Origin of the sequence: Kangiella sediminilitoris (assembly GCF_001708405.1) — a bacterium.
Lineage (GTDB): Bacteria > Pseudomonadota > Gammaproteobacteria > Enterobacterales > Kangiellaceae > Kangiella > Kangiella sediminilitoris.
Map to the genome: position 1 here is coordinate 13,645 of NZ_CP012418.1, position 23,319 is coordinate 36,963.

At 43.8% G+C, this 23,319-nt stretch carries 22 protein-coding genes and 1 pseudogene; 10 read left to right on the plus strand and 13 right to left on the minus strand.

The genetic code is table 11. The features are described from left to right. The first annotated feature begins 10 nt into the window (after window positions 1-10). Window positions 11-1,177: an acetyl-CoA C-acyltransferase FadA gene (fadA, locus tag KS2013_RS00065; protein ID WP_068988213.1), complete on the plus strand. Its 1,167-nt coding sequence runs from the start codon at window positions 11-13 to the stop codon at window positions 1,175-1,177. Between the two features lie 39 nt (window positions 1,178-1,216). On the opposite strand, the gene KS2013_RS12090 is transcribed toward fadA, so the two are convergent. From KS2013_RS12090 to KS2013_RS00075, 3 genes are all read right to left on the minus strand, one after another. Continuing rightward, window positions 1,217-1,342, minus strand: a complete 126-nt coding sequence (locus KS2013_RS12090; RefSeq protein WP_267283740.1) for a hypothetical protein — start codon at window positions 1,340-1,342, stop codon at window positions 1,217-1,219. A gap of 120 nt (window positions 1,343-1,462) precedes the next feature. Then, the gene (gene rep, locus KS2013_RS00070) at window positions 1,463-3,487 is read right to left on the minus strand and encodes a DNA helicase Rep (RefSeq protein WP_068988215.1); all 2,025 of its coding nucleotides are present in this window, start codon (window positions 3,485-3,487) and stop codon (window positions 1,463-1,465) included. Window positions 3,488-3,557: 70 nt separating this feature from the next. Beyond that, the gene (locus KS2013_RS00075) at window positions 3,558-4,415 is read right to left on the minus strand and encodes an MBL fold metallo-hydrolase (RefSeq protein WP_068988217.1); all 858 of its coding nucleotides are present in this window, start codon (window positions 4,413-4,415) and stop codon (window positions 3,558-3,560) included. A 100-nt stretch (window positions 4,416-4,515) separates the two neighbouring features. On the opposite strand from KS2013_RS00075, the gene KS2013_RS00080 reads away from it, so the two are divergent. From KS2013_RS00080 to KS2013_RS00095, 4 genes are read left to right on the plus strand one after another with little or no spacing between them, the layout of a single operon-like run. After that, window positions 4,516-7,023: an efflux RND transporter permease subunit gene (locus KS2013_RS00080; RefSeq protein ID WP_228703683.1), complete on the plus strand. Its 2,508-nt coding sequence runs from the start codon at window positions 4,516-4,518 to the stop codon at window positions 7,021-7,023. A gap of 17 nt (window positions 7,024-7,040) precedes the next feature. Beyond that, window positions 7,041-7,841: an outer membrane lipoprotein-sorting protein gene (locus KS2013_RS00085; protein WP_068994204.1), complete on the plus strand. Its 801-nt coding sequence runs from the start codon at window positions 7,041-7,043 to the stop codon at window positions 7,839-7,841. 39 nt (window positions 7,842-7,880) lie between these two features. Further along, window positions 7,881-9,167 carry a hypothetical protein gene (locus tag KS2013_RS00090; protein ID WP_068988220.1) on the plus strand — a complete coding sequence of 429 codons (1,287 nt, stop codon included), beginning with the start codon at window positions 7,881-7,883 and terminating at the stop codon, window positions 9,165-9,167. 26 nt (window positions 9,168-9,193) lie between these two features. Further along, the gene (locus KS2013_RS00095; protein WP_068994206.1) at window positions 9,194-9,409 is read left to right on the plus strand and encodes a YgaP family membrane protein; all 216 of its coding nucleotides are present in this window, start codon (window positions 9,194-9,196) and stop codon (window positions 9,407-9,409) included. A 63-nt stretch (window positions 9,410-9,472) separates the two neighbouring features. Here the strand turns inward: KS2013_RS00095 and KS2013_RS00100 are convergent, their stop codons facing one another. The 6 genes from KS2013_RS00100 to KS2013_RS00125 form a co-directional block, all read right to left on the minus strand. Continuing rightward, on the minus strand, window positions 9,473-9,856 hold the full coding sequence (locus KS2013_RS00100; protein ID WP_068988222.1) for a rhodanese-like domain-containing protein: 384 nt from the start codon (window positions 9,854-9,856) through the stop codon (window positions 9,473-9,475). Beyond that, entirely contained in the window at window positions 9,856-10,173 is a 318-nt protein-coding gene (locus tag KS2013_RS00105) for an ArsR/SmtB family transcription factor (protein WP_068988223.1), read from the minus strand. The genes KS2013_RS00100 and KS2013_RS00105 overlap by 1 nt, the downstream gene beginning before the upstream one ends. A 181-nt stretch (window positions 10,174-10,354) precedes the next feature. Continuing rightward, a complete protein-coding gene (locus KS2013_RS00110; protein ID WP_068988225.1) occupies window positions 10,355-11,818 on the minus strand; it encodes an aminotransferase class V-fold PLP-dependent enzyme in 1,464 nt (487 codons plus the stop codon). A 107-nt stretch (window positions 11,819-11,925) separates the two neighbouring features. Continuing rightward, entirely contained in the window at window positions 11,926-12,396 is a 471-nt protein-coding gene (locus tag KS2013_RS00115) for a CC0125/CC1285 family lipoprotein (RefSeq protein ID WP_068988227.1), read from the minus strand. Window positions 12,397-12,402: 6 nt separating this feature from the next. Further along, complete coding sequence (locus KS2013_RS00120) at window positions 12,403-13,134, minus strand: anti-sigma factor (RefSeq protein ID WP_068988229.1); 732 nt, start codon at window positions 13,132-13,134, stop codon at window positions 12,403-12,405. Further along, on the minus strand, window positions 13,131-13,637 hold the full coding sequence (locus tag KS2013_RS00125; protein WP_068988230.1) for an RNA polymerase sigma factor: 507 nt from the start codon (window positions 13,635-13,637) through the stop codon (window positions 13,131-13,133). The genes KS2013_RS00120 and KS2013_RS00125 overlap by 4 nt, the downstream gene beginning before the upstream one ends. A gap of 136 nt (window positions 13,638-13,773) precedes the next feature. Here KS2013_RS00125 and KS2013_RS00130 point away from each other — a divergent pair, with 136 nt between their 5' ends. Next, the gene (locus KS2013_RS00130; protein WP_068988233.1) at window positions 13,774-15,114 is read left to right on the plus strand and encodes a S8 family serine peptidase; all 1,341 of its coding nucleotides are present in this window, start codon (window positions 13,774-13,776) and stop codon (window positions 15,112-15,114) included. Between the two features lie 47 nt (window positions 15,115-15,161). Here KS2013_RS00130 and KS2013_RS00135 read toward each other — a convergent pair whose 3' ends face one another. Both KS2013_RS00135 and KS2013_RS00140 read right to left on the minus strand, forming a co-directional pair. Beyond that, a complete protein-coding gene (locus KS2013_RS00135; RefSeq protein ID WP_068988234.1) occupies window positions 15,162-16,058 on the minus strand; it encodes a surface lipoprotein assembly modifier in 897 nt (298 codons plus the stop codon). A 59-nt stretch (window positions 16,059-16,117) separates the two neighbouring features. Beyond that, on the minus strand, window positions 16,118-16,873 hold the full coding sequence (locus KS2013_RS00140; protein ID WP_068988236.1) for a hypothetical protein: 756 nt from the start codon (window positions 16,871-16,873) through the stop codon (window positions 16,118-16,120). A 252-nt stretch (window positions 16,874-17,125) separates the two neighbouring features. On the opposite strand from KS2013_RS00140, the gene KS2013_RS00145 reads away from it, so the two are divergent. Continuing rightward, the gene (locus KS2013_RS00145; protein ID WP_068988238.1) at window positions 17,126-19,468 is read left to right on the plus strand and encodes a hypothetical protein; all 2,343 of its coding nucleotides are present in this window, start codon (window positions 17,126-17,128) and stop codon (window positions 19,466-19,468) included. Window positions 19,469-19,547: 79 nt separating this feature from the next. Here KS2013_RS00145 and KS2013_RS00150 read toward each other — a convergent pair whose 3' ends face one another. Both KS2013_RS00150 and KS2013_RS12140 read right to left on the minus strand, forming a co-directional pair. Continuing rightward, entirely contained in the window at window positions 19,548-21,068 is a 1,521-nt protein-coding gene (locus KS2013_RS00150; protein WP_068988240.1) for a YifB family Mg chelatase-like AAA ATPase, read from the minus strand. 17 nt (window positions 21,069-21,085) lie between these two features. Beyond that, window positions 21,086-21,301 (minus strand): annotated as a pseudogene (locus KS2013_RS12140) (tyrosine-type recombinase/integrase); the annotation flags it as partial. Window positions 21,302-21,708: 407 nt separating this feature from the next. Here KS2013_RS12140 and KS2013_RS00155 point away from each other — a divergent pair. The 3 genes from KS2013_RS00155 to KS2013_RS00165 all read left to right on the plus strand — a co-directional run bounded on the left by KS2013_RS00155 (window position 21,709) and on the right by KS2013_RS00165 (window position 23,289). Continuing rightward, window positions 21,709-22,104: a hypothetical protein gene (locus KS2013_RS00155; RefSeq protein WP_068988243.1), complete on the plus strand. Its 396-nt coding sequence runs from the start codon at window positions 21,709-21,711 to the stop codon at window positions 22,102-22,104. A 101-nt stretch (window positions 22,105-22,205) separates the two neighbouring features. Beyond that, entirely contained in the window at window positions 22,206-22,637 is a 432-nt protein-coding gene (locus KS2013_RS00160; protein ID WP_068988244.1) for a DUF4160 domain-containing protein, read from the plus strand. 127 nt (window positions 22,638-22,764) lie between these two features. Next, window positions 22,765-23,289 (plus strand): NMCC_0638 family (lipo)protein, encoded by a 525-nt coding sequence (locus KS2013_RS00165; RefSeq protein WP_156768934.1) that lies wholly within the window; start codon window positions 22,765-22,767, stop codon window positions 23,287-23,289. The last annotated feature ends 30 nt before the right edge of the window (window positions 23,290-23,319 follow it).

The window sequence follows — 23,319 nt, forward strand, 5'->3', positions numbered from 1 at the left end:
GGATTTAACGATGAAAGAAGTAGTAGTAGTAGATGCCATCAGAACCCCAATGGGGCGCTCGAAAGGTGGTATGTTCCGTAACACTCGTGCAGAAGAGCTGTCCGCTCGTTTGATGCAGGGCTTGTTGGATCGTAACGATAAATTGAATCCAGCTGATGTCGAAGACGTCATCTGGGGCTGTGTCCAGCAAACACTGGAACAGGGATTTAATATTGCTCGTAATGCGATGCTTAAAACTGATCTACCGCATCATGTAGCGGCGCAGACGGTCAACCGTCTATGTGGCTCATCAATGCAGGCATTACACACCGCAACGCGTTCGATTATGGTTGGTGACGGTGATGTCTTTATTATTGGCGGTGTTGAACACATGGGTCATGTACCGATGAATCATGGTATCGACTTTGATCCAGAGTTAGCTAAACATACTGCAAAAGCCGCTGGTATGATGGGATTAACAGCAGAGATGCTGGCAAATATGTACAAAGTAACTCGCCGGGAACAGGATGAATTCGGTTATCGTTCGCATCAGCTGGCGCATAAAGCAACGGTTGAAGGACGATTTGCAAAAGAAATATTATCAATGGAAGGTCACGACGAAAAAGGTCAGTTGAAGTTCTTTGATTATGACGAAGTTATTCGTCCTGAGTCGACCGTGGAAGATCTGTCGAAATTAAAACCCGTTTTCGATCCAAAAAATGGGTCAGTAACGGCTGCCACTTCATCAGCAATATCTGATGGCGCATCAGCAATGTTAGTCATGTCAAAAGAAAAAGCTGACAGTTTAGGCTTGCAACCTATTGCTAAAATTGTCTCGATGGGTGTTGCTGGCTGTGATCCATCGATTATGGGTTTTGGCCCAGTGCCAGCAGTGAAAAAAGCTTTGGCTCGAGCCAACATGAAACTGGAAGATATGGATCTGATCGAGTTAAATGAAGCATTCGCTGCTCAATCCATCGCAGTGCTGGACGGTCTCGGTATACGTGATAGCTTTGAAGAGCGTGTAAACTTGAACGGCGGAGCGATTGCGTTGGGCCATCCTCTTGGGTGTTCGGGTTCGAGAATTTCAACAACATTACTTCGATTGATGGAAGATAAAGATAAGGAGTTTGGCTTAGCCACAATGTGTATTGGTTTAGGTCAGGGTATTGCGACCGTCTTCCAACGGTTGAATTAATCGGTCAGTGGTTTAGAAAGGCTTCTTCGGAAGCCTTTTTTAATGCCTATGTTTTGGTTTCTTTTTTCGGAATGAAAAAATAGATTTACCGGTAACGCCAGCATAACCAAAGCCGACAATAAAAAAGCAGGCTATTATCAAGATAATCCATTCTAACAATGACATGCTTATCACCTCCTGTGATCAGTTACTTATTTCATTATTGACCAAGTTTATAAAACGAAGCAAGAAAGTTTTATAAGAAAGTGAAAAACCTTACGAGAGGGATGGGCAATCTCTTACAAACTAATCGCTGAAAAGTGCTTTTAACATGGACAGGTTATCGTCGGCCAATTCTTCCTGTTCTGTTTCGGATAATGGTTGACGTTTTTCATCCCAGTCGAGATCTTCATCAGGTATTTCTTCAAGAAAGCGACTGGGTTCACAACGAATGACCTCGCCAAACTTATTACGCTTTTTGCAGAGGGTAAAGACAAGCGTGTGCTGTGCTCGAGTGATACCGACATAAGCCAGACGACGCTCTTCTTCGATATCATCATTTTCGATGCTTGATTTGTGGGGGAGAAATTCCTCTTCCATCCCGACAAGATAAACATGATTGAACTCAAGTCCCTTAGCAGCATGAAGCGTCATAAGCTGAACCTGATTACTGTCTTCTTCTTCTTCCTCGTTACGATCCAGCATGTCGCGTAACATCAGATTGGCTACAGCCGCCGCAAAAGGGTTATCGTCATGTTGATTTTCATCTACGGATTTTTCAACCCAGCCCAGTAGTTCCTGAATATTATTCCAACGGAACTCAGCAGCTTTTGGAGTGCTTGATGTTTCATGCAACCATGAGTGATAGCCTATTTTTGCAATAAGTTCATGGATAACCCCTAGGGTATCACCCCGTTTTGCATTATCGGCAGCACGAGAAATGGTATCAGCAAAGCGTCTGACGGAATCTAACCCTTTACCACTCAGGTATTGCTCCAGGCCTAACTCAAAGCATGCTGCATAAAGGCTGATGTGTCGCTTTTGGGCATAAGTTCCAAGTTGTTCAAGAGTTGTCGGCCCGATGGAACGACGAGGTGTATTAGCGATTCTTAAGAAGGCATTATCATCATCTTCGTTCGTTAATAGCCGAAGGTAAGCCATAATGTCTTTAATTTCAGCGCGACCGAAAAAAGAAGTGCTACCTGAGATCTTATAAGGAACTTTGTTAGCTATTAGAGATTTTTCAAACAGCTTTGCCTGGTGATTACCTCGATACAAAATGGCATAGTCTGAATATTTACCATTTTTAGTGCGGACTTTTCTGGAAACAATTTCAGTAACCACTTTTTGTGCCTCTTCATCCTCGTTAGCACAGGTCACGACTCTTAATGGATCACCATAGGGTTTATCAGACCAAAGTTTTTTTTCAAAAACGTGGGGGTTGTTATCAATCAGTACGTTGGCAGCTTTTAAAATACGCCCGTAGGATCGATAATTCTGTTCAAGTTTAATCACCTGAAGTTTAGGATAATCTTTCGCTAATTGATCGAGGTTTTCTGGGCGTGCACCACGCCATGAATATATAGACTGATCGTCATCACCTACCACGGTAAAGCTACCAAACTGACCTACCAGATGTTTAATCAATTCGTATTGGCTGGTATTAGTATCCTGATACTCATCGACTAGTAGATACTTAATTTTATTCTGCCACTTATCGCGAACAGCAGGGTCGTCGCGCAGTAATAGCGTAGGAATAAGAATCAGATCATCAAAATCAACCGCATTATAAGCCTTCATACTCCTGGTGTACTTTTCATACACTTTGGCGAAAATCAGTAACTCCTGATCAGTGGCCTGAGCGATTGCCTGTTCTGGCAGAATCAGATCGTTTTTCCATTGTGAAATCTGATTTTGGAGTTTCAGTAATAAAGCTTTGTCACTTTCAGCTTCCTTAAAGCCTAAATCTTTCAAAAGAGCTAAGCTGTCCTGATCATCAAAAATCGTAAAATTAGATTTCATGCCCAGGGTTCTGTATTCGCGGCGAATAAAGTTTAAGCCAAAATTGTGGAATGTAGAGACCGTAAGACCTTTGGTTGCACTTTGTCCGGCAATTTTGCCTACACGCTGTTTCATCTCACGGGCAGCTTTGTTGGTAAAGGTTACCGCGACGATATTACGGGCAGGAATTTGTTTCTGCTTTATTAAATAAACAATTTTACGAGTAATAACACTCGTTTTACCACTGCCAGCACCTGCCAGCACCAATAGGGGGCCGGAAGTACTAACTAGAGCTTGTTGTTGGCGTTCATTTAACTGTGGAAGAGACAAATTTGATGATTATATTAACTTGTAATAGGCGACGAGTTTAGCAACTCGTCGCCTGCAAAACCAATCAAATTTAGCCTTCAGTGACAGAAAAAGGAAGTTTCAAATACTTACGGCCGTTGGATTCATCACTGGGGAATTGGCCCGCTCGGATATTAACCTGAATGGAAGGGAATATAAGTTTTGGTACGGCTAATGTGCTGTCACGTTTTTCTCTAAGTTCGGCATAAGCATCAACCTGTCCTTCGGATTGTTTGAAGTGAATATTATGCTTTTGTTCGGAAACAGTAGTTTTTGCGATAGGTTCCCGTTCACTAGGGTAGTCGTGACACAGCCATAAATTATAGTCATCAGGAAACGAAGTTAAAAAATTTAGGCTTTTGAACAGTTTCTTAGCACTACCGCCTGGAAAGTCGCAACGAGCGGTACCGGTATCGGGGTGAAAAAATGTATCACCAATAAAGACATTACCATCAATTTCATAGCTCATGCTGTCATCTGTATGGCCCGGTGTAGGGTGGGCAATGAATTCATGGTTGCCAAGACTGATGCGATCACCAGCGGATAGTAAAGTATCAAATTGGCTACCATCAGTGGTAATATCAAGATTAAGGTGTTCTGCAAAATGCTTTTGGACATCTTTGATTCCGGCGCCAATGACGATTTGGCCTCCCAGTTGCTGCTTTATAAACTGGGCTGCAGTCAGGTGATCAGCATGGGCATGAGTTTCAAGGATCCACTGTAAATGGAGTTTGTTTTGCTTTATGTACTCGATCAATTTCAGCGCTGAATCGTAGCGGGCAACCCCTGAGCTGAGATCAAAATCAAGAACGGGATCAACGACAGCACAGTCATAACCATCCTCATCGTGTACCACATAGCTCCATGTAGAAGTGTCCTTGTGGTAGAAAGATTCAATATGTATGGACATAGACTCTCGAGTTGATGAATTTAACTAAAGAATAAATGATCTATTGAATATTAGCAATGTCTAATCTATAATATATTAGAGTTTTCTAATGGAACGTATTATGAAACAATCACTGCTAGCCTTATCAATAAAAAAACCAAAGTGGGTTTTTATCATAACCCTCTTACTCACTGCGATTACTGGTGCAATGATACCAGGTATTGTGGTGGATACAGATCCTGAGAATATGTTGGCTGAAGATCAGCCTGCGCGTGTGTTTCACAATGAAGTAAAGGATCGGTTTAATCTTTATGACGCTATTGTGGTAGGGGCAGTAAATGAAGAAAGTATCTTTAGTCCAAATTCATTACAGGCGTTACATACATTGAGCGAGGGTATTGCAGACATTGAAGGTGTAATAGAGCCGGATATGATGTCGTTATCCACGGTGGATAATATTACCCAGGAAGGGGTTGGCACCATACGTTTTGAGTGGATGATGAAACAACCACCAGAAACGATGGAGCAGGCAAAAGAAATTGGTCAGGACGTGCAGCGACTCCCTTTGTTTCAGGAAACGTTAGTTTCCGGGGATGAGAAGGCTGCGGCAATCTACGTCCCAATAGAGAATAAAGACGAGAGTTACCGAATATCTCAGGAAATAGAGACGTTAATTGGCGGTCTTGATTCAAAGGACGAATATCATATAACCGGATTACCGGTAGCAGAAGATACGTTCGGATTTCAGATGTTTGTACAGATGGGAATTTCAGCGCCGTTAGCGGCACTGATGATTTTTGTTCTGATGTGGTTTTTCTTCCGTAATCTGAAATTCGTTGCAGCACCGATGATTATCGCCATGGCGACAGTGATCATTACAATGGGACTGCTGATAGGTATGGGCTTCACAGTACATATCATGAGCTCCATGATTCCGATTTTCTTAATGCCGATAGCTGTTGTGGACTCGATTCATATCATGTCGGAATTTGCAGATAGTTATAAGCAAGGGCGCGATCGTAAAGAGGTGGTTAAGGAAGTTGTTGGTCACCTGTTTACCCCGATGCTATATACCAGTATTACGTCAGCCATTGGTTTCTTCTCGTTGTTATTAACACCGATCCCGCCGGTTCAGGTCTTTGGTGCTTATGTTGGGTTTGGTATCTTGCTTGCTTTCCTGTTAACCATTGTGTTTATTCCAGCATATTTATGTGCACTCAAACCCAAGGCTTTAGCTTCGTTGCAGTCGGGTTCCGACAAGCAAAGCTGGTTGCAGAAAGTACTGCCACAAGTTGGCAAAAAAAGTTTGGCTCTAAGCAAGCTGGTCACAGTTGGCTTTGTCGTAATCGTGGCGCTGAGTCTATGGGGCATTAATCAGATTCAAATTAACGATAACCCTGTCCGTTGGTTTAAGGAAGATCATAAAATTCGTGTAGCAGATCGTGTGTTGAACGATCACTTTGCTGGAACCTATAACGCTTATCTAGTTCTGGACTATGATCAGAGTGCGGCCAAGGCAGAGTGGATGGAAGCGGTCAACGAACTTGATGACTCAAGCCTGAAAAAAGATATCGCTTCGATAATGGAGGGTGGCTCGGATCTTGGATCACAGCTCAATGATGTCATTATCACGCTGGAAGACAGAATCTTCTCAGCAAGTGACAAAGAGATGGATACCATTGATAGTTTGTTGGCGAAAGCTGAGGAGACGAGGCGATCACTGGCCTATTTCCAACAGCCGCAGATGTTGAAGAAAATAGAACAATTACAACAGGCACTACTCGATAGCGGGTATGTCGGAAAAAGTAACTCCATAACTGATGTTGTAAAAACAGTGACACGAGAGCTGAAAAGCGGTGAACCAGAGGACTTTGTCATTCCGCAATCACAGCGGGGCGTCGCACAGGCACTGTTGCAGTACCAGTCCTCACATCGTCCACAGGATCTATGGCACATGGTAACCAAAGATTACAGCTCAACCGCTATATGGTTGCAGCTAAAAAGCGGTGATAACCAGGATATGACCCGGGTTGTTGAATACGTTGAGAACTACTTTGAAGATAATCCGTTACCTGAAAACGTTAGTGCTGAGTGGGCGGGCAAAAGTTATCTAAACATGGTATGGCAGGATGAAATGGTGGAAGGCATGTTAAGTAGCTTGTTGAGTGCCTTTGTAGTCGTATTCGTGATGATGATCATTTTGTTCCGAAGCATACTATTTGGTGCACTGGCAATGTTGCCATTAAGTATCACTATTCTATTTATATATGGCTTGATTGGTTGGGTCGGTAAAGATTACGACATGCCGATTGCAGTATTGTCATCACTAACTCTGGGGTTATCGATAGATTTCGCGATTCACTTTCTGGAGCGTTCGCGAGATATCTATAAACAAACCGGTGAGTTTAAGTCCATGATTAAGAAAATGTTTGAAGAGCCCGCTTCGGCTATCAGTAGAAACGCAGTCGTGATTGCCGTTGGATTTACGCCATTACTATTTGCACCGCTAGTGCCGTATATCACGGTAGGATTTTTCCTGGCAACGATCATGGCTGCATCAGCAGTGGTAACGTTAATATTACTCCCAGTAGCGTTAAAAGCGACTCGCCGTTGGGCCTTTAAATCTTAAGGAGGTTTATGATGAGCATGGTTAAATATATTTTAGTATTGCTAATGCCCCTGTTGATGGTGTTGCAAGCACAAGCGGCTGGGGATGAGCCATTGTCAGTTGATAAGATTGTGAGCAAAGCAAATAAAGCATCATATTACGCCGGAGACGATGGCCGAAGTGATGCGCGTATGATCATTGTCGATAAAGATGATAACAAGCAGCTTCGTCAGTTTGTAATCCTACGCAAAGATAAGGTAGACGAGGGCGATCAGGATTTTCTTGTTGTTTTCAGTAGACCCTCAGATGTTCGTGGTACGGTATTTTTAGTAAACAAGCATGTAGACAGGGATGATGATCGTTGGTTGTATTTACCAGGACTGGATTTAGTAAAACGAATTTCAGCCGGAGATAAACGTACCAGTTTTGTTGGTTCCGATTTTTTCTATGAAGATGTTTCGGGTCGTAACCCTGAGTTAGATACGCATGAATTGATAGAAGAAAATGACGATGCTTATATATTAAAGAGCATGCCAAAGAACAAGGAAAACGTGGAGTTTTCTTACTATCAGTCGAGTATTAATAAAGAAACATTCCTGCCAATGGTCGTTGAATATTTCAATGACAAAGGCGAGGTGTACCGCAGAATGGAAGTGGTTGAAGTTGAGGAGGTTGAAGGAATCCCAACGGTGATGAAATCGAAAATATCAAACCTGGAAACGGGTAGTGAGACGTTCATGCAGTTCCGTCGTCCAGCATATAACGTGGGAATTCCAGAAAGCGTATTTACTTCACGATCATTGCGCAACCCGCCTCGTGAATGGCTGGAAGCTCAATAAAGAGTAATAACCATGAACAGGAAAAAGAGATCGTTCGGCATGGCTAGACCAGCAATACTTATGGCAATGCTAGGTCTGTCTTTAGTAGGCAATGCTGCAGAAGATGAGTTTGATGCCTGGGGAGATGACTGGGCTGAAGAAGAGCAGTCTAATTGGCTCTGGGGTGGCTTCGTTGAAGCCGCCTATGGGCAGCGTCTACAAACCGATTCGTGGTTTGATAATAAGAAAACATTAAGCGAATTACGCAGTCATCTGGAAGCAGATTATACTGGTGATAATTTTGATTTCAGTTTCCGCGGTGATCTTTGGTATGACGACGTTATCAATGAGACCGAGCTTGATATCAGAGAGCTGAGCGTAAGTTTTTCTGCTTTTGGTAATACCGACTTTAAAATAGGTCGCCAAATTTCAACATGGGGAACAGGTGATCTACTGTTTCTCAATGATATGTTTCCTAAGGACTGGAAGTCATTTTTCTCTGGCAGGGAAGATACATATCTAAAAGCTCCGGCCGATGCCATCAGAATAACGAGTTATTTTGATGCAGTGAATGTGGACATAGTATGGACGCCCATATTTACTGAAGATCGGTATATTGATGGAGAACGTTATTCATTCTTTTCGCCATTAGCAGGACAGAATATTGGCGGTCAGGATCTGATTAATCCGGTAGAGCCAGATGAGAATATGGGGAATAGCGAAATCGCTCTAAGGCTTTATAAAAATATCGAAGGAACAGAGTATGCACTTTATGGATATCGAGGTTTTGATAAACAGCCAGTTGGATTAACACCAAACTTAGAACCAACTTTTTATCGTCGCAACGTATTTGGAGCCAGTGTGCGAGGTAACGTCCTGGACGGTTTATATAACCTGGAAACTGCTTACCATGATTCGGTCAATGATAGTAATGGCAGCAATCCTTTAATCCAAAATTCACAGTGGCGGCTGTTAGCTGGATATGAAAGCGAGCTGATGGCGCGGTTGACGCTTGGAGTTCAATACTATCTAGAATGGACTCAGAAATATGACGAACTAATTGCAAACTCACCGACTCCGCAATTCGAGCCTGAAGAGAGAAGGAATGTTATCACAACGCGCCTGACTTACAGGGCTCCAAAAGATAAGTGGGTGTGGTCCTTGTTCGCCTTCTATTCCCCGACTGATGATGACAGCTATATACGCCCCAGCGTGAACTACCGTTTAAGTGACGAATGGCAGTTTACTGCGGGTGCTAATATCTTTAATGGTCAACAACAGCATACGTTCTTTGGTCAGTTTGAAGACGCAACCAATGCGTATGTTCGAGTTCGATATAACTTTTAGGAGGTTATGCTATGTCCGAAAAGAAAATGAGTGCCGAGCGGGTCTTAATGGCTTTTGCCGGTTTTATGGTGCTGCTGTCTGTGATATTAACCTGGTATGTCCATCATAACTGGTTATGGTTAACGGTGTTTGTGGGCGCAAATCTCTTTCAGTCCGCGTTTACTGGTTTCTGCCCAGCGATGATGGTAATCAAAAAGTTTGGCTTTAAGATGGAGCGGGAATTAGCAAAGCTAAATCCTTAACAAAGGCGTTGGCAACAAAAAAGGCAGCTAACTTAGCTGCCTTTTTTTATAAAATAGAGAGTGCTAGGGTGTAACACATTCACCGCCGCAATCTACCCATTTTTTAAAACCGCCATCTACGGAGTAAACGTTTTTAAAACCTAACTGTTGCAGGGTATGAGCGCTACAGGCAGAGCGGCCACCAGTGGCACAATAAAGATAAATTGGTTTATTGAATAAATCCTCATCACATAAACCCTCGACGCAGTCATGACCAAATAACTTAAACTCAAGAACGCCACGAGGAATGTTGACCGCCCCAGAAACCATCCCCTGCTGGGTTTCACCCGGCTCTCTTACATCAATGATCAGTGCGTTTTCAGGTAAATCACCTTTTAAATCTTCGGCGGACACTTCATTAATTTGTTTTTTAATATTTGAAAGATAGTCGGCAACACAAGGTTTCATTAACAACTCTCCTTACAGAATAGTTCATGTAATAAGTGGATAATTTTTGCAGCTTCATTGGATGAAAGCTGATAATAGATAGTTTGTGAGTCACGACGTGTAGTAACCAAACCATCTTTACGTAAAACACCCAAGTGTTGTGATAAAGCGGATTGACTCAGGTTGGGTAAGAGTTTGTTCAACTCTCCAACAGAAAGCTCTTGTTCATGCAGAATGCACAAAATTAGCAATCGCTGCTCATTGGAAATACTTTTGAGAAATTTAGCTGCCTGCGATGAGTGTTTGCTCATCTCATCGGTGATAGATGCAACTTCCATACGATTTCCTCTAAATAATCGTTATCAGGGCGACATGGGCGGTAATTTAGCACACATCTATATTAGAAAAGGTATCAACTATATTTTGGCAGAGTGGAATAGACTTTTCAATCTGCTAATTTAGTTTTCTCTAAATTAGCATCTGTTCTGCGAGTATTTTTATCTTTTGCTCCGAAAGAAATCAAACCGCTTTAAAGTCGCTTAACGATTTAAGCTTGGGCATGGATTTTTTTGGTCGGAACTCTCCAGAGCTTTGGTCAAAGTCATACTCTTCTGACCAGGCTTCAGCATTCTCAATAACCTGATGAATCGACTCTACCAGAAAACGTGCTTCTTCATCGGTATTGGTTGGATGTAATGAGATACGAACCCAGCCGGGTTTATCGGTCAGATCACCTTGGTCGATGCGATTAGTAATTTCATGGCTTTTAAGCTGATCAACCCCCAGCAAAAGATGCCCATAGGTACCGGCACATGAGCAACCACCGCGAGACTGGATGCCAAATTTATCATTTAACAGTCTCACCAGAAGGTTGTGATGAATACCCAGAACATAGAATGAGACGATACACAGCCTGTCGTCCTGCTGATCTTCAAGAATTCTAATATCGGGATGCTGTCGCAAGCCATTCAGCAGGATTTTGACCAATTCCTGTTCACGCTGCTGAATTTTATCAACCTGCATTGCGTCTTTGAGTTTTATTGACAGGGCCGCTTTTATAGTCTGTAAAAAGGCCGGTGTACCACCATCTTCACGAGCTTCGATGTTATCGAAGAAGCGGTGTTCGCCCCAGGGGTTGGTCCATGAAACGGTACCGCCACCTGGCTGATCTGGAACCTTACAGTCATACAGCTTATCGTCGAAGATCAAAATACCGCTACTGCCAGGCCCGCCTAAAAACTTATGCGGAGATAAAAATATGGCGTCCAGCTGCTGTGCCGGATTCTCAGGGTGCATATCGATATCGACATAGGGCGCAGATGCAGCAAAATCAACAAAGCACAGGCCGTCATACTCATGCATGATTTCTGCCATATCATGGTAGGGCGTAGTAATGCCAGTAACATTGCTACAGGCTGTAAACGAGCCTATTTTAACTGGCCGGTCTTTATATTGTTCCAATAGTTGGCGCATGTGAGCCAAGTCCGGACGACCGTTATCATCTGAACGGATAATTTCCAGCGTGACTTCGCACTCATGCCAGGTTGTCTGGTTGGAGTGGTGTTCCATGTGAGTGACCAGAACTAAAGGCTTTTCATGCTCTGCAATGTTAAGGCGTTCGCGCCACTTTTCTGGGACACGTAAACCCAGCATGCGCTGAAACTTATTGATAACTAGCGTCATTCCAGAGCCGGCAGCAATAAGTACATCGCTATCTCGAGCATTAACATGCTGTTTAATAACCTTTTGAGCATCATGATACGCTTCCGTCATCGTGGTTCCGGTAAGCGTCGTTTCAGTATGAGTATTAGCGACAAATGGCCCCAGCTCATTAGTAATAAAGTCTTCAATCGGACGATACAGGCGACCACTGGCGGTCCAGTCAGCATAAAGAATATCTTTGCTGTTACTGGTACTAGAATAGTCACAGTCCTGACCAATAATCTTGCTGCGGAACTGGGAAAAGTACTCGGTTAAACTCATAGAAACTTAGTTAGTCATATTAATGGTTGCTAATATAACTCTAGTTCAGTAATGAAGCAAGCTTGGTGGGATCTGGTTGGTGGTGTTGTAGGGAGAATCGGTTGGTTTTACTGTGTTCCCGAATAAGCATCAAAGCTTTTTATACCATGCGGACGAAATCCTTTACCCATACGGATTTGAAGAATCACCTCTGATGTGTTCTTGCCAGCATCTTTTGGAAACTGACGATGGAATGAAGGGTTGGAATATGTCGTCTGTTGGCACTGAGCTTCCCCACAGGTAAGACGGATAATGGTGTCAGAGTTAGGACTCTGCGGTTGCTCAGTAATAGTCTGCTCGGTTAATACCACGAACCAGTCCAGCTCTTGTTCGCGGGTAAGCTTGGCTGCGAGCTGAATAGCTTTCGAGCGGGCTTCAGTCCGGTCATCAGAAAGGACTTTATAATGGATACGAAATAGATTATCACTAACCTGTGCATGGTAGGGTCCCGAACCCTTTAATGATTCGGGAACATATTGATAGCGGGCTCCGCAACCTACCAGCCCAATAATGGAAAAAATAAGCAATAAATATTTCATAATATTCTACTGTTGCCACTGAGCATTGATTGCCTGAATCTCCTGCGCCTGGTTCAGAAACTGACCTTGAATCATTGAGTCTATTAGCTGATCTAGTGCTGGGTCAACAGAGGCGGTCTGGTATTGACTAGGATCCGATAACTCAATGGGCATACGGGAGTGCAATTGCCAGCCTCCCTGTTGTTGGCAGGCAATGTTCATATGAGAAGCAGACTCAGAACTCAAAGCAAAAAGACGGCAATAGTTATTATCGGTATTCATAAAACTGGCTTTGGTATGGATGTCCCAGTGATTATCTATAGAAACAGTTTGACCGCTGGGCGTTTTATTAAGTTGATGTTCGACGTTAACCCAGGCTAATTTGTTCTCGGAATAACTACTGTTGCCATCAATGAAGTAAGTCCCAACTGATAAACCTAGAGCCAGAACAAGGACAGCTGCGACGGCGGCATACTGGCGAACCTTGCCGGTAACTGCACGCCAGCCTGGGAAGGCAATGACGTTGCTTTTAGATACTTGATTCTCAGCTTTATTTAACAGGTCATGAGTGGCCTGTGGTATAGGCTTGTCGTCAATGGCATGTACGGTACCACGCACGGCAAAGTCAACCATACTAAGTTCCGCTATACGATCGGTAAGTTCCTCATCCATTGCAATGGAGTCCCTTACCAGATCCATCTCATCACGAGGAAGTTCATTGTCTATAAAAGCACAAAGCTTTTCATCTGAAATAATCATGCGAGTATCCTCATATCGTGATCGTTAAACCATTCAACCATTGCTGAACGAGCGCGGGATAGACGACTCATAACCGTCCCCAGTGGAATATTTAGAGTGTCGGAAACTTCTTGATAACTAAGACCCTCTACTACCACCAGAGACAGTATGGAGCGCTGCTCTTCAGGTAAATGATTCATAGCCTGCTGAACTTGGTTCAGGGTGATCTGGTTTGCAATGATCTTATTACCATCAATAACTGACTCTTGTAATTCCGGGTTCTCGGTGGCATTTTGACGCACTTTACGCGAACGGTATTCATCTATCCAAAGATTACGGCAAACCCTAAATGACCACTTAGTCAGGTTAGCATCATCGGGCACACCTTTATCCAACAGACGCTCAAGTGTATTTTGCATTAAATCATCTGCATCAAAATCAGAGCCTGTCAGTGAAAAAGCAAAACGCCGAATCACTGGGATAAGCTCCCGTAGTTCTTTTGATAATTGAAGCTGTCTAGTCATTATTTAATAATACCTTGTACTCCATACTTATAAGACGTTTCATAAATCAGTTTTATTCCCTGACTTTGGGAATTTATAGAGGATCTGTAACGTCAATCTATTATAAAGTAAAGCGATATAGCCACCAGGATCAGAGATGTATAGAAAAATCATTCTTAGCTCTTTGCTTGTTTTAGCAAGTCTTCAGTCACACAGTGCTAGAGATATTGCTGATCGGGCGGTGGGAAAAGTTGGTAGTCAAATTCCAGATGTCCCATCAATCCCAAAAGAAATAGATAAAGTTGGGGATAGAATGCCTGAGATTCCAAGTCAGGCATTAGAACAGATCGAGGATAACATTCGAGCCTTGGATAATGGCGTTATGCGAACTCTCGATCCCTTGGCAATCGATCTGGCTAAACTCAGAATTCTTGATAAATTAGGAAATACGCTGCTGGTAGAAACAGAAGTCGAAGATGGCTGGAGAGCCGCGGAAAGAGAATGGCTGGTGATTGCTAATAAGGATGACATCAGGCTGTTGAAAGATCTCGAACTGGAGATTATCGAATTGAAGGAATTGAATGGCTTAAGCATGACCCTGGTACGCTTCAGAACACCCATGCCGCAAGATAGTCAGAGTCTAAAAAAACTGTTGCCTGAACACTTAAGCCAACAGTTAGGCCGTAATCATATCTATGATGCAAGCAGCTCCACAGCGAATAAGAGTGACAGCAATCGAGCCTCGATTGAAAGTCCTGCCTGTGTGAAAAATGTGACAATTGGAATGATCGATACTGCCATTGAGGGTAGCCATATCGCACTTGAGGATGCGGATATCACTCAGAAAAATTTTATGCCGGAAGAGGTAGTAGTGCCTAAGGCGCATGGCACTGCGGTTGCGGGTCTGCTGGTGGGGAATGAGCAATTAAATCCTTTGTTACCAAAAGCAAAGTTGTATGCCGCATCTGTATTTTATCCTCGTAATGACTATACTCAGGGCGCAACCCTGATGCATTTACTACAGGCATTAAATTGGTTAGTTGAAAAAAATGTTTCTGTGATCAATATGAGTTTAACCGGACCAGACAACCCGATATTAGCTATGGGCATCAGGCAGGCGGCAAAAAATAATGTTCTTTTGATCGCAGCCGCAGGCAATCAGGGGCCTGCTGCATCGCCAAGATATCCTGCCGCTTATGATGACGTTATTACAGCCACAGCCGTAGATAAAAATAAAAGAATCTACCGATGGGCAAACCAAGGTGACTATATCGATTATGCGGCACTAGGAGTAGCGGTTAAAACAGCGAGGCAGGATGAACAATATGGATATGAAAGTGGTACGTCAATTGCTTCACCGGTAGTGGCATCACAGGTGGTATGTACTTTGGAATCCGGTGATAGCAAAAAAGAAGTTGTAAATAAACTAAAGGAAAAAGTCATGGACTTAGGTGAGCCAGGTAAGGATATGGTATTTGGTTACGGGCTACTGAAGTAGTAAGCATCCTTGCTATGGGGGGTAGTTTCCCAGTCTTGCGAGTTACGCTACAACTCGACTCTAAACAATAAGCTGACTTCATTTGCTGTGTAGTCAGCGGACTCAAAATTAGAACTGGACTCCGTGTTTTCAAGAGTTGATGAAAGAGCAAACTGAGGGGTAAAGTAAAAGTCCCACACTAACTTCAAAGTATTTCGGCTATCACTTCGGGCTGTGTTTATAACAGGGAATTCACTCTTGTAATCGCGGTCATAGTAGCGCCATTGAAGCTGTATACGTTGACTATGTTCTCCACCAAATTTATTGGAGAAAGTCGCACGATAATTATCACCGTCATAACTATACTCGGATGCAGAAGCTCTTTCTTTTTCAGACGAGTAGCCTACAGAGAAGAAGCTTTTTGCCTGGTTATAGAAAAAATAGGTGTCTACCCCAATAGCGTCATTGTCCGCATTACGGTCAGGTAACGTATCAAAAGTTTTATCGATGTTAATGGCTTCCGTACGGACAAAGATACTGTTGTTAAAAAGTTTCGATAGATAGAAACTGCTTCGACTCATATCAAGAAAATCATTATCGGCTAGCTCTGCATTAATGTCATGCTGACTGACACCAATGGTAAGCTCAGTGAATTCGTAAGAGAGATCACCGTAGATTCTCTGAAGAGTTAAATCAAACGTATCGCTATCATGGTAGTCACTGTCTGAAACGTTAAACCCAGCCTTGGCGTTGAAACGATCGTCAAATGTCCATTCGCCTCCGAGGTCGAGGGAAAGGTAGCGGGCGGTATCTCCGCTTGGGCTGTATTGATCAATTTCTTCCACCACTAGTTCAGAGTTATAGAGGGCGCCAACTTCAATCGTCCCTTCGTAATCAGATTTTATCTTTGACAGAGCTGGCTGGCAGACTGTCAGTAAAGTAAGTGTTAACAAAGAAATCTTCATAGGTCACTCCAATAGAATCAAAAGTAAGGCCAGCTGAGCGCTGGCCTGAATATAAATGATTAGCGGTCGATAGGTAGTCTATCTTTAACAGAATCTTTAATATTTTCTTCCACTGTGTCTTTTACAGAGCTTTTAATTTCTGCACCGATAGCAGAACCAACATTAGTCTCAACCGAATCTTTAACGCTGGCAGAAACCTCTGCACCAATATTAACATTGGCAGACGCATCAGTACTGTCAGAGACATCATTGACAGTATTTTCAGCTGTATCTAATGCATTTGATGCCGCTTCAACGCCTGTACTGGCAGCCTGATTCGCGTTAGCAGAAACACGCTGAGTGGCTTCGCCGGCAACTGAAAGGCCATCGTTTGCTTCTTCGTCTTCATCAGAACGATCTTCTGTAGGCTGCTGATTAGCACGAGCATCGGCAGCGGTGGAAAGTCCCAGTTCTGCAGCTCCATCCGCACTGCCTGACGCATTGTTCATCGCGTCTGCAGCGACTGTCAGTCCTGAACGACCGTTAGCTTCGGCTGAATTTTCCATAGATGAAGTTTCTTCTTCGGCTTCTTCCTGGCTGCTTGAGAGCACGGCCTGGGCCTGTGAAGTAGCGTTAGATGCTGCTTGAATACCTGTTTCAGCAGATTCATTCGCCTGCTCGTCAACTGTCTGCGTGGCTGCGACGGCTGTGCTTAAATCTGCGGAAGCTGATACCTCTGCTTGTGCATCTGCATCTGCATCAGCTTCTGCGGCAAGCAGAGATTGGGCAGAAAAAGTCATTGCCAGGAATAAAGTAGAATATTTAAAAATTGTCATAATAAACCTCTCTGTTATTGAAACATTCACAAAGGTGACGTAACAGGACAGTGTTTTATTCTGAGCAAAAGTTAGAAATCAAAAAAAATGTGAACTATTTTTAAGTTGGATAAAAAGTATACTGATTCTTGAGGGATTGATATAAACATTAACTAAATATCGAGCATTCATTAACTAACGGGTAAGTTAATGTTCCTCTGAAGTGCTAGTTTCACATCTCCTATTTGGAACATCACTATTAGAGGAACTTAAATGAAAGAGTTATCGAAAAAGCTCTTGCTTGCATTGTCAGTGACAATATCAAGCCAAGGGATGGCCGCGGTTAGTCAGGAGCAACTTGCCGCACGGCAACTGGAGGCTTCCGATCAGGATCGCATATACATTAGTGAACAACTGGATAACCCTTATTCGTTGTCCAATATGCAGGAAGCTTTTAGTCAGTACAATACACTGAATAAAGATTCAACATTGTCGGCGAGAACGATTCTTCTGCCCACGCATAAGTACATCAGAATTAACCCCACAGATGAAAGCCACCTGATCATGATGAATGATTTAGATGGTGACGCCAACGGCAGCATTGTCCTTCATGATTACCCACTGGATCATGAAATTGTGAATGAGGGTGATTATTATGTTAATCCTGTCAGCGAAACCGACTTGTACCATCCTGTTTATACGGTGATACCGGTAGACTACGTAATGCCAAAGGGCCTGCCTTACGTCGTATTAGATCAGCTATATCATCCAACGGAGGAAGAGTATGAAGTCGAGACATTAGCTCTTGAAGCCGCTGGCTGGGAAAACGAAGCAGGATGCCCCGACAGTGAAATAGTCTGTTCGGAGGAAGAGATGGTAGCGCCGGAAGAACCTGAAGGCCCACAGATATTATCAACGGCCGATAGTGCTGAGATGAAGATTGCAGGCTGGTTTGGTTCGCGTTACCGACCCACTGGATATGTCATGATCCAGAATACCGACACCAATGCGATGGAGCCACTAAGACAGGCTAAGATCAGTATCGGTCGCGGGATCTGGTGGCGGTATACTCATACCGATGATAATGGCCGATTTGTTGCGCCAAAGCGTTATCGCGGCAAGGTACGGATTCGTGCTAAATGGAAAAGTAACATCGCAACGATCCGAAAATCATGGAATGAGATGTTAGGTATCAGGGTTTCTGATCATCTAATGACAATAACTCGAAGTTCAAACGGTAAAACCAAAAACATTTATTTTGGTGATGACAGACTCTGGTATAAGGGAACCGTTCACAATGGCCTGGTAAAATATAATGATTTTGCAGCGGCTAACGGCATCAACCGACCTATTTCAGGAGCCAATGTATGGGTTTGGCAGAATGGTAGTGGTAGTGCATCAACCCCGATGTTCTATACACACAGACACCTTTCAACCATTTCGTCAGTAGCAGGCATAGGTCAATCGACTGCTTGGGATGTACTTATTAATCAAGTAGCGTCTTTTGCAATCAATTTACTACCGGGTCGATTACAGCCGGACATGTTGTTTACTGGGTTAAAAGATTTTAATCGTACATCAGGGAAAGTCAGTACCGACGAAATTGAACAGGTGGTATTCCATGAATCTGCTCATTATTCACACTCGGTACAGGCAGGAGCATGGAACTGGGCAAAACTGGTTGCTTCTGAGTTGAGCAATAGCATTGCGCATGGTGATTCCTACGTTGACGGCAGCGAACCATCTTATACAGCAGCGAAACAAATATCGTTAGCGGAAGGATGGGCAAACTTTGTAGAAGCCAAAGCAATGCTTAGTGTAAACCAGCGCTTCAGAAATGGCTGGTCTTGGCTGAGCCCGTCGACTACGCGGAGCAGAATGAATAACTTCGATATGTATACGGTGCCTATGACTCAGACAAGGACGGAATTTGACAGCTGGTTTATGCATGGAATTTTCTGGGATATCGTTGATAGTGATTACGACAACTACAGCCGATTAAGAGCCGGGACAACGGGTATACCAATATCGAATAGTTTTTCAGGTTACATCAGAGATAACTTACTATTGTCACAATCAAATGAGCTGTATCCAATATTCAGTTTATTAAAGTCGGATGTTTATACTGCCTGTGACTTTGGCCAGGACCTGGTGAGTGCTCACCCAGTAGAGGGCCCTAAAATCGAAGAGCTCTTCCACTCATACGGATATACCTGTATCGATGGTGGTAATGGTGTGGTAAAGCCGAGTACGCCTTCAGGGTTCTATATTAGCTCATACAGTAACGGTTCAAATCATTTGGACTGGAATGCTTCATCAGGAGCCGACTACTATCAAATCTACAGAAGTAGTGGTACATCGAGCACCGGAACATACTATTATCACTCGACCGTAAATGCTCCGACAACAGAAAAAAGCGTCTACGTTTCAAGCAGCACCTATTTTAAAGTACGCGCGTGTAATCAGGCGGGTTGTAGTAGTTTCTCTTATCCAAGACTGGCTTATTACCAGGACAGTTCAGAATGTCTGGACGGTGGTCTTTATAAAACCAACGAGCCAAAGAAGGGCAATAGAGAAACGCAGAAAATTGAGCCAGTACCTATCTGTCCGGTATAAAAAAGAAAGATAGTAAGGTAGTAACAGAAAGGTAAAGTGGATAATCTGCTTTACCTTTTTTTATGAACAATAAATAAAGCTAAGGTAACTGTGACAAGTACCGTTCCATTTTACGATAGTTCAAGGCTTCGCTAATATGCTTCTGCTCTATTGATGTCGACTGTTCAAGATCGGCAATGGTGCGACATACTTTTAAAATACGATGGTAAGAGCGGGCAGAAAGTTTAAAGCGATCCAAAGCTTGGGTCAGTAAGGCTTTGGCATTGTTGGATAATGCACAATGATCATCGACTTCAGACGCTTCTAATTGACCATTTAATTTACCCTGACGTTGATGCTGGATCTGTTGCGCGGTTTCAACTTGTTGTTTTATGGCTTCGCTATTAGCCGTTCCCTTAGGATTCCCCTGTAATAATTCCTCCTGACTTAATAAAGGCACTTCAACCTGCATATCGATCCGATCGAGCAGGGGCCCGGAAACTTTTCCTAGATAACGGCGGATCTGATCGGGAGTACAGCGACAGTGTTGTTTTCGATTACCAAAATGACCGCAGGGGCAGGGATTGGTCGCCGCGAGTAATAGGAAATCCGCCGGATACTCTGCCTGATGAGCAGCGCGAGAAATAGTCACCTTTCCGGTTTCTAAAGGCTCGCGTAGGTTATCCAGAACCTGACGAGAAAACTCCGTCAGTTCATCTAGAAACAGAACGCCCTTGTGCGCCAGAGAAATTTCTCCCGGTTTGGGCTGGCTGCCGCCACCAATCAGCGCTGGGGCTGAACAGGAATGGTGGGGTGCGCGATACTTGCGGTTAAAAAACGATAAGCTATCAAAGCCCAGATGGCTAACCGAATAAATCGACGCAGATTCCTTGGCTTCAGACTCACTCATGGAAGAAAGAATGGTCGGCATGCGAGAGGCCAGCATGGACTTACCGGTACCGGGCGGTCCAATAAACATTAAATGGTGCTTTCCAGCAGCGGCAATGGTCATCGCGCGCTTAGCCGACTCCTGCGCAATAACATCGGACATATCAATATCAAAAGAGTGACCATTGAGATGGGTATCTGGCTGACATGCAGCGAGCGGCTGGCTTTGAGATAGAGAAGCACAAACTTCGAGTAAGTGTTCAGCAAGAAGGGCTTTGTTGGAAGGGACCAACCCAGCTTCTGAAGCATTATCTTTAGGGACGATTAATGTTCGGTTAGCCTCGGTGCAGGACAAAGCCACAGGCAAGGTGCCTTTAACGGGGCGCAGCTCGCCCGTCAGAGCTAGCTCGCCGATAAATTCATACTGAGACAACTTATCTGAAGGTATCTGCTCTGAAGCTGCCAGAATGCCCAGCGCGATAGGCAGATCAAACCGTCCTCCATCTTTAGGAAGATCAGCGGGAGCCAGGTTAATAGTGATTCGTCTGGCCGGAAACTCGAAGTTGGAATTAATGATGGCACTACGAACCCGATCCTTACTTTCCTTAACTGCCGCTTCCGGCAGACCCACAATATTAAGGCTGGGAAGACCGTGCGATAAATGAACCTCAACCGTAACCAGCGGCGCTTCGATTCCCATTCCAGCGCGCGAATAAACAATAGCGAGTGACATAAATATCCTTATTAAATTTATAAATTATCAAGAGGGCTTTTAACTGCATTAGCCCCTTTGTTCATAACGTGAGTGTAAGACGTACATGGATGTGCGAGTGTCTTGGGAAGACAGGAGTCTGGAAAGACGCGTTGAGTAGTCTCAACATTTTTATGGCCAAGAAGTTCTTGAACAGTTCAAATATCGTAACCATTTTCTAATATGTGTGTAGCGAAAGAATAGCGAAAGGCATGCACTGACATCCTTAGCAGATAAGTTCTGTGGGTGTTCCAGTTGATGAAAGCGAAAAAGTCTTTTATCCGGTAAAGATAACTCTTCTCCGTTTGAAAGCTATAATGATTAGCTCTCATGATATTCCTAATGGAATGTATAAAAGGTGATTTTCCCATGGCAAGTTCCGTTTGCTCGAAAAAAACTAGTGTAAACAAAAAGTTGAACTCACCCTATAGTAATGTACTATAAAGCTTGTAGGAGATCGGAGCTAAAAAACTACAAAGAAATCGCAAGAGGATACGTCAATCAAGTAGGTTCGGTTTATAGGGGTATTTCAGAGCAAATGGAACATCAAAAAACAAAGTCAATAAATTCAATAGGATACGAGCGATGCGCCGTATTCTTATGTTAGTGGCGAAGGAGAGCTATGAATCAGGCGATCCATTTCAAAACATCGATGTTTGATGTCTCAAAGGAAAAGGAGAATCCCATAAACCCGATATATGGGCTCTCACTTCTGGAATGGTTGAGGAAAAAGCTCGAAGGCAGGATAGATATTACGGAGCCGGATGCAGAGGATTGGGGCTGGTTTAGTGAGCTTGAATATGAAGGCAACAATTACCTGATCGGAGCATGTGCGTTTTTTGAAAAAGGTGACGATTCGACATCAGAAATCGAGTGGGTCTTTCAGGTCCATAAACACCGTAACCTGAAAGAGAAGTTGTTTGGTCAAAACAAGATGACTGATTCCGACGGTTGCTTTCTATTTTTCAAAGGGCTTTTTGACCAGGAGCCAGGAATCAAAGAGGTGGGGGTTGCCTAAGCCACTAACAAGGCAGTCAACCGGACGCCAAAAGCGTGGCGCTTTTGGTTCCCTCTGCTGGCGCTTCGGCGCCGGTTACCGCAAGCGTTAGGTGAGAACGGATGAAGCTATCTGAGATGCCTATCGAAAAGCTCAAAGAGACGCCCTGGTTTCACAATGTTGATCCAGATAAATTGCGCTCGTTTGAGGATCATGCCGCTTGGTTAGAGGCAATTCTCCATAACCCATGTAATGTTTGGGAAGAAGATGGTGAAATGTTTCTCATCGAGATCAAACAGCTCGTCACGCGGGTGAATGGTCTGAAAATAGAGGTTTACTCCAACGAACACCCGCCACCTCATTTTCATGTGAAATCCCCAAACGTTGATGCAAGCTTTGACATCGAGAGCTGCACTTTTTTGCAGGGGCAGGTTGATAGTAGGGACAAAAAGAAAATTGAGTTTTGGCATAGAAAGGCCAAGCCGTTGCTGGTTGAGGCTTGGAACTCAACGAGACCGACGGACTGCACGGTGGGCCTGTACAAAGGCACCTAACCAGTCATTCCAGTTCGTTACGGCCCTAAAGGGCCTCCACCGGACGGCTTTCAGCCGCCGCTGAACATTGGCGTTAACCCATTTGGAGAGAGAGTTGAGATCAATACTGATCATAATTTTAATGTGTATGTCTGTGGCGCGTGTGTCTGCAGAGGATTTCAATCCCAATAAATATGTGGCGGAAGGCGCCGTCATGCTCTTTTGGAATGCGTGCGTAAAATTTTATCCAAAGGAAGATAAATTCAATAACTGGATAGATAAAAACGATTTCGACGTGGTTCCAAACTCAATGGCAGGGAGCTTTGCCAGAGGGCCGGATAGCAGAGTGTATTCTGTCAATAACAGTGGCGTGCGTTACCTCTTAGTGGCAGAGCCAAGCGGACTATGTAGCGTGTTCGTCAAAGACGTTAATCAGGATTTTGCCAGCCAAGCCTTCTCACGGTGGCAGAACGCATTTAAAGAGAAAGGTTGGGTTCATTTCGACAATGTAGAAACTCAAACCAAAGAAAAAGGCCAGCTAACCACTACTCACTATCAATATACATCTTCAGGCCAAGAGGTAATGACTGTAGTGGTTTCAAAAGCACAACCAGGCCTGGGAAGTTTTCAGCTAGCTATGAGCGCAAGCTACGAACCGGGGGTTAACCAGTAGCGCAAGCGGACCGCTTTTCCGGCGCGGTTG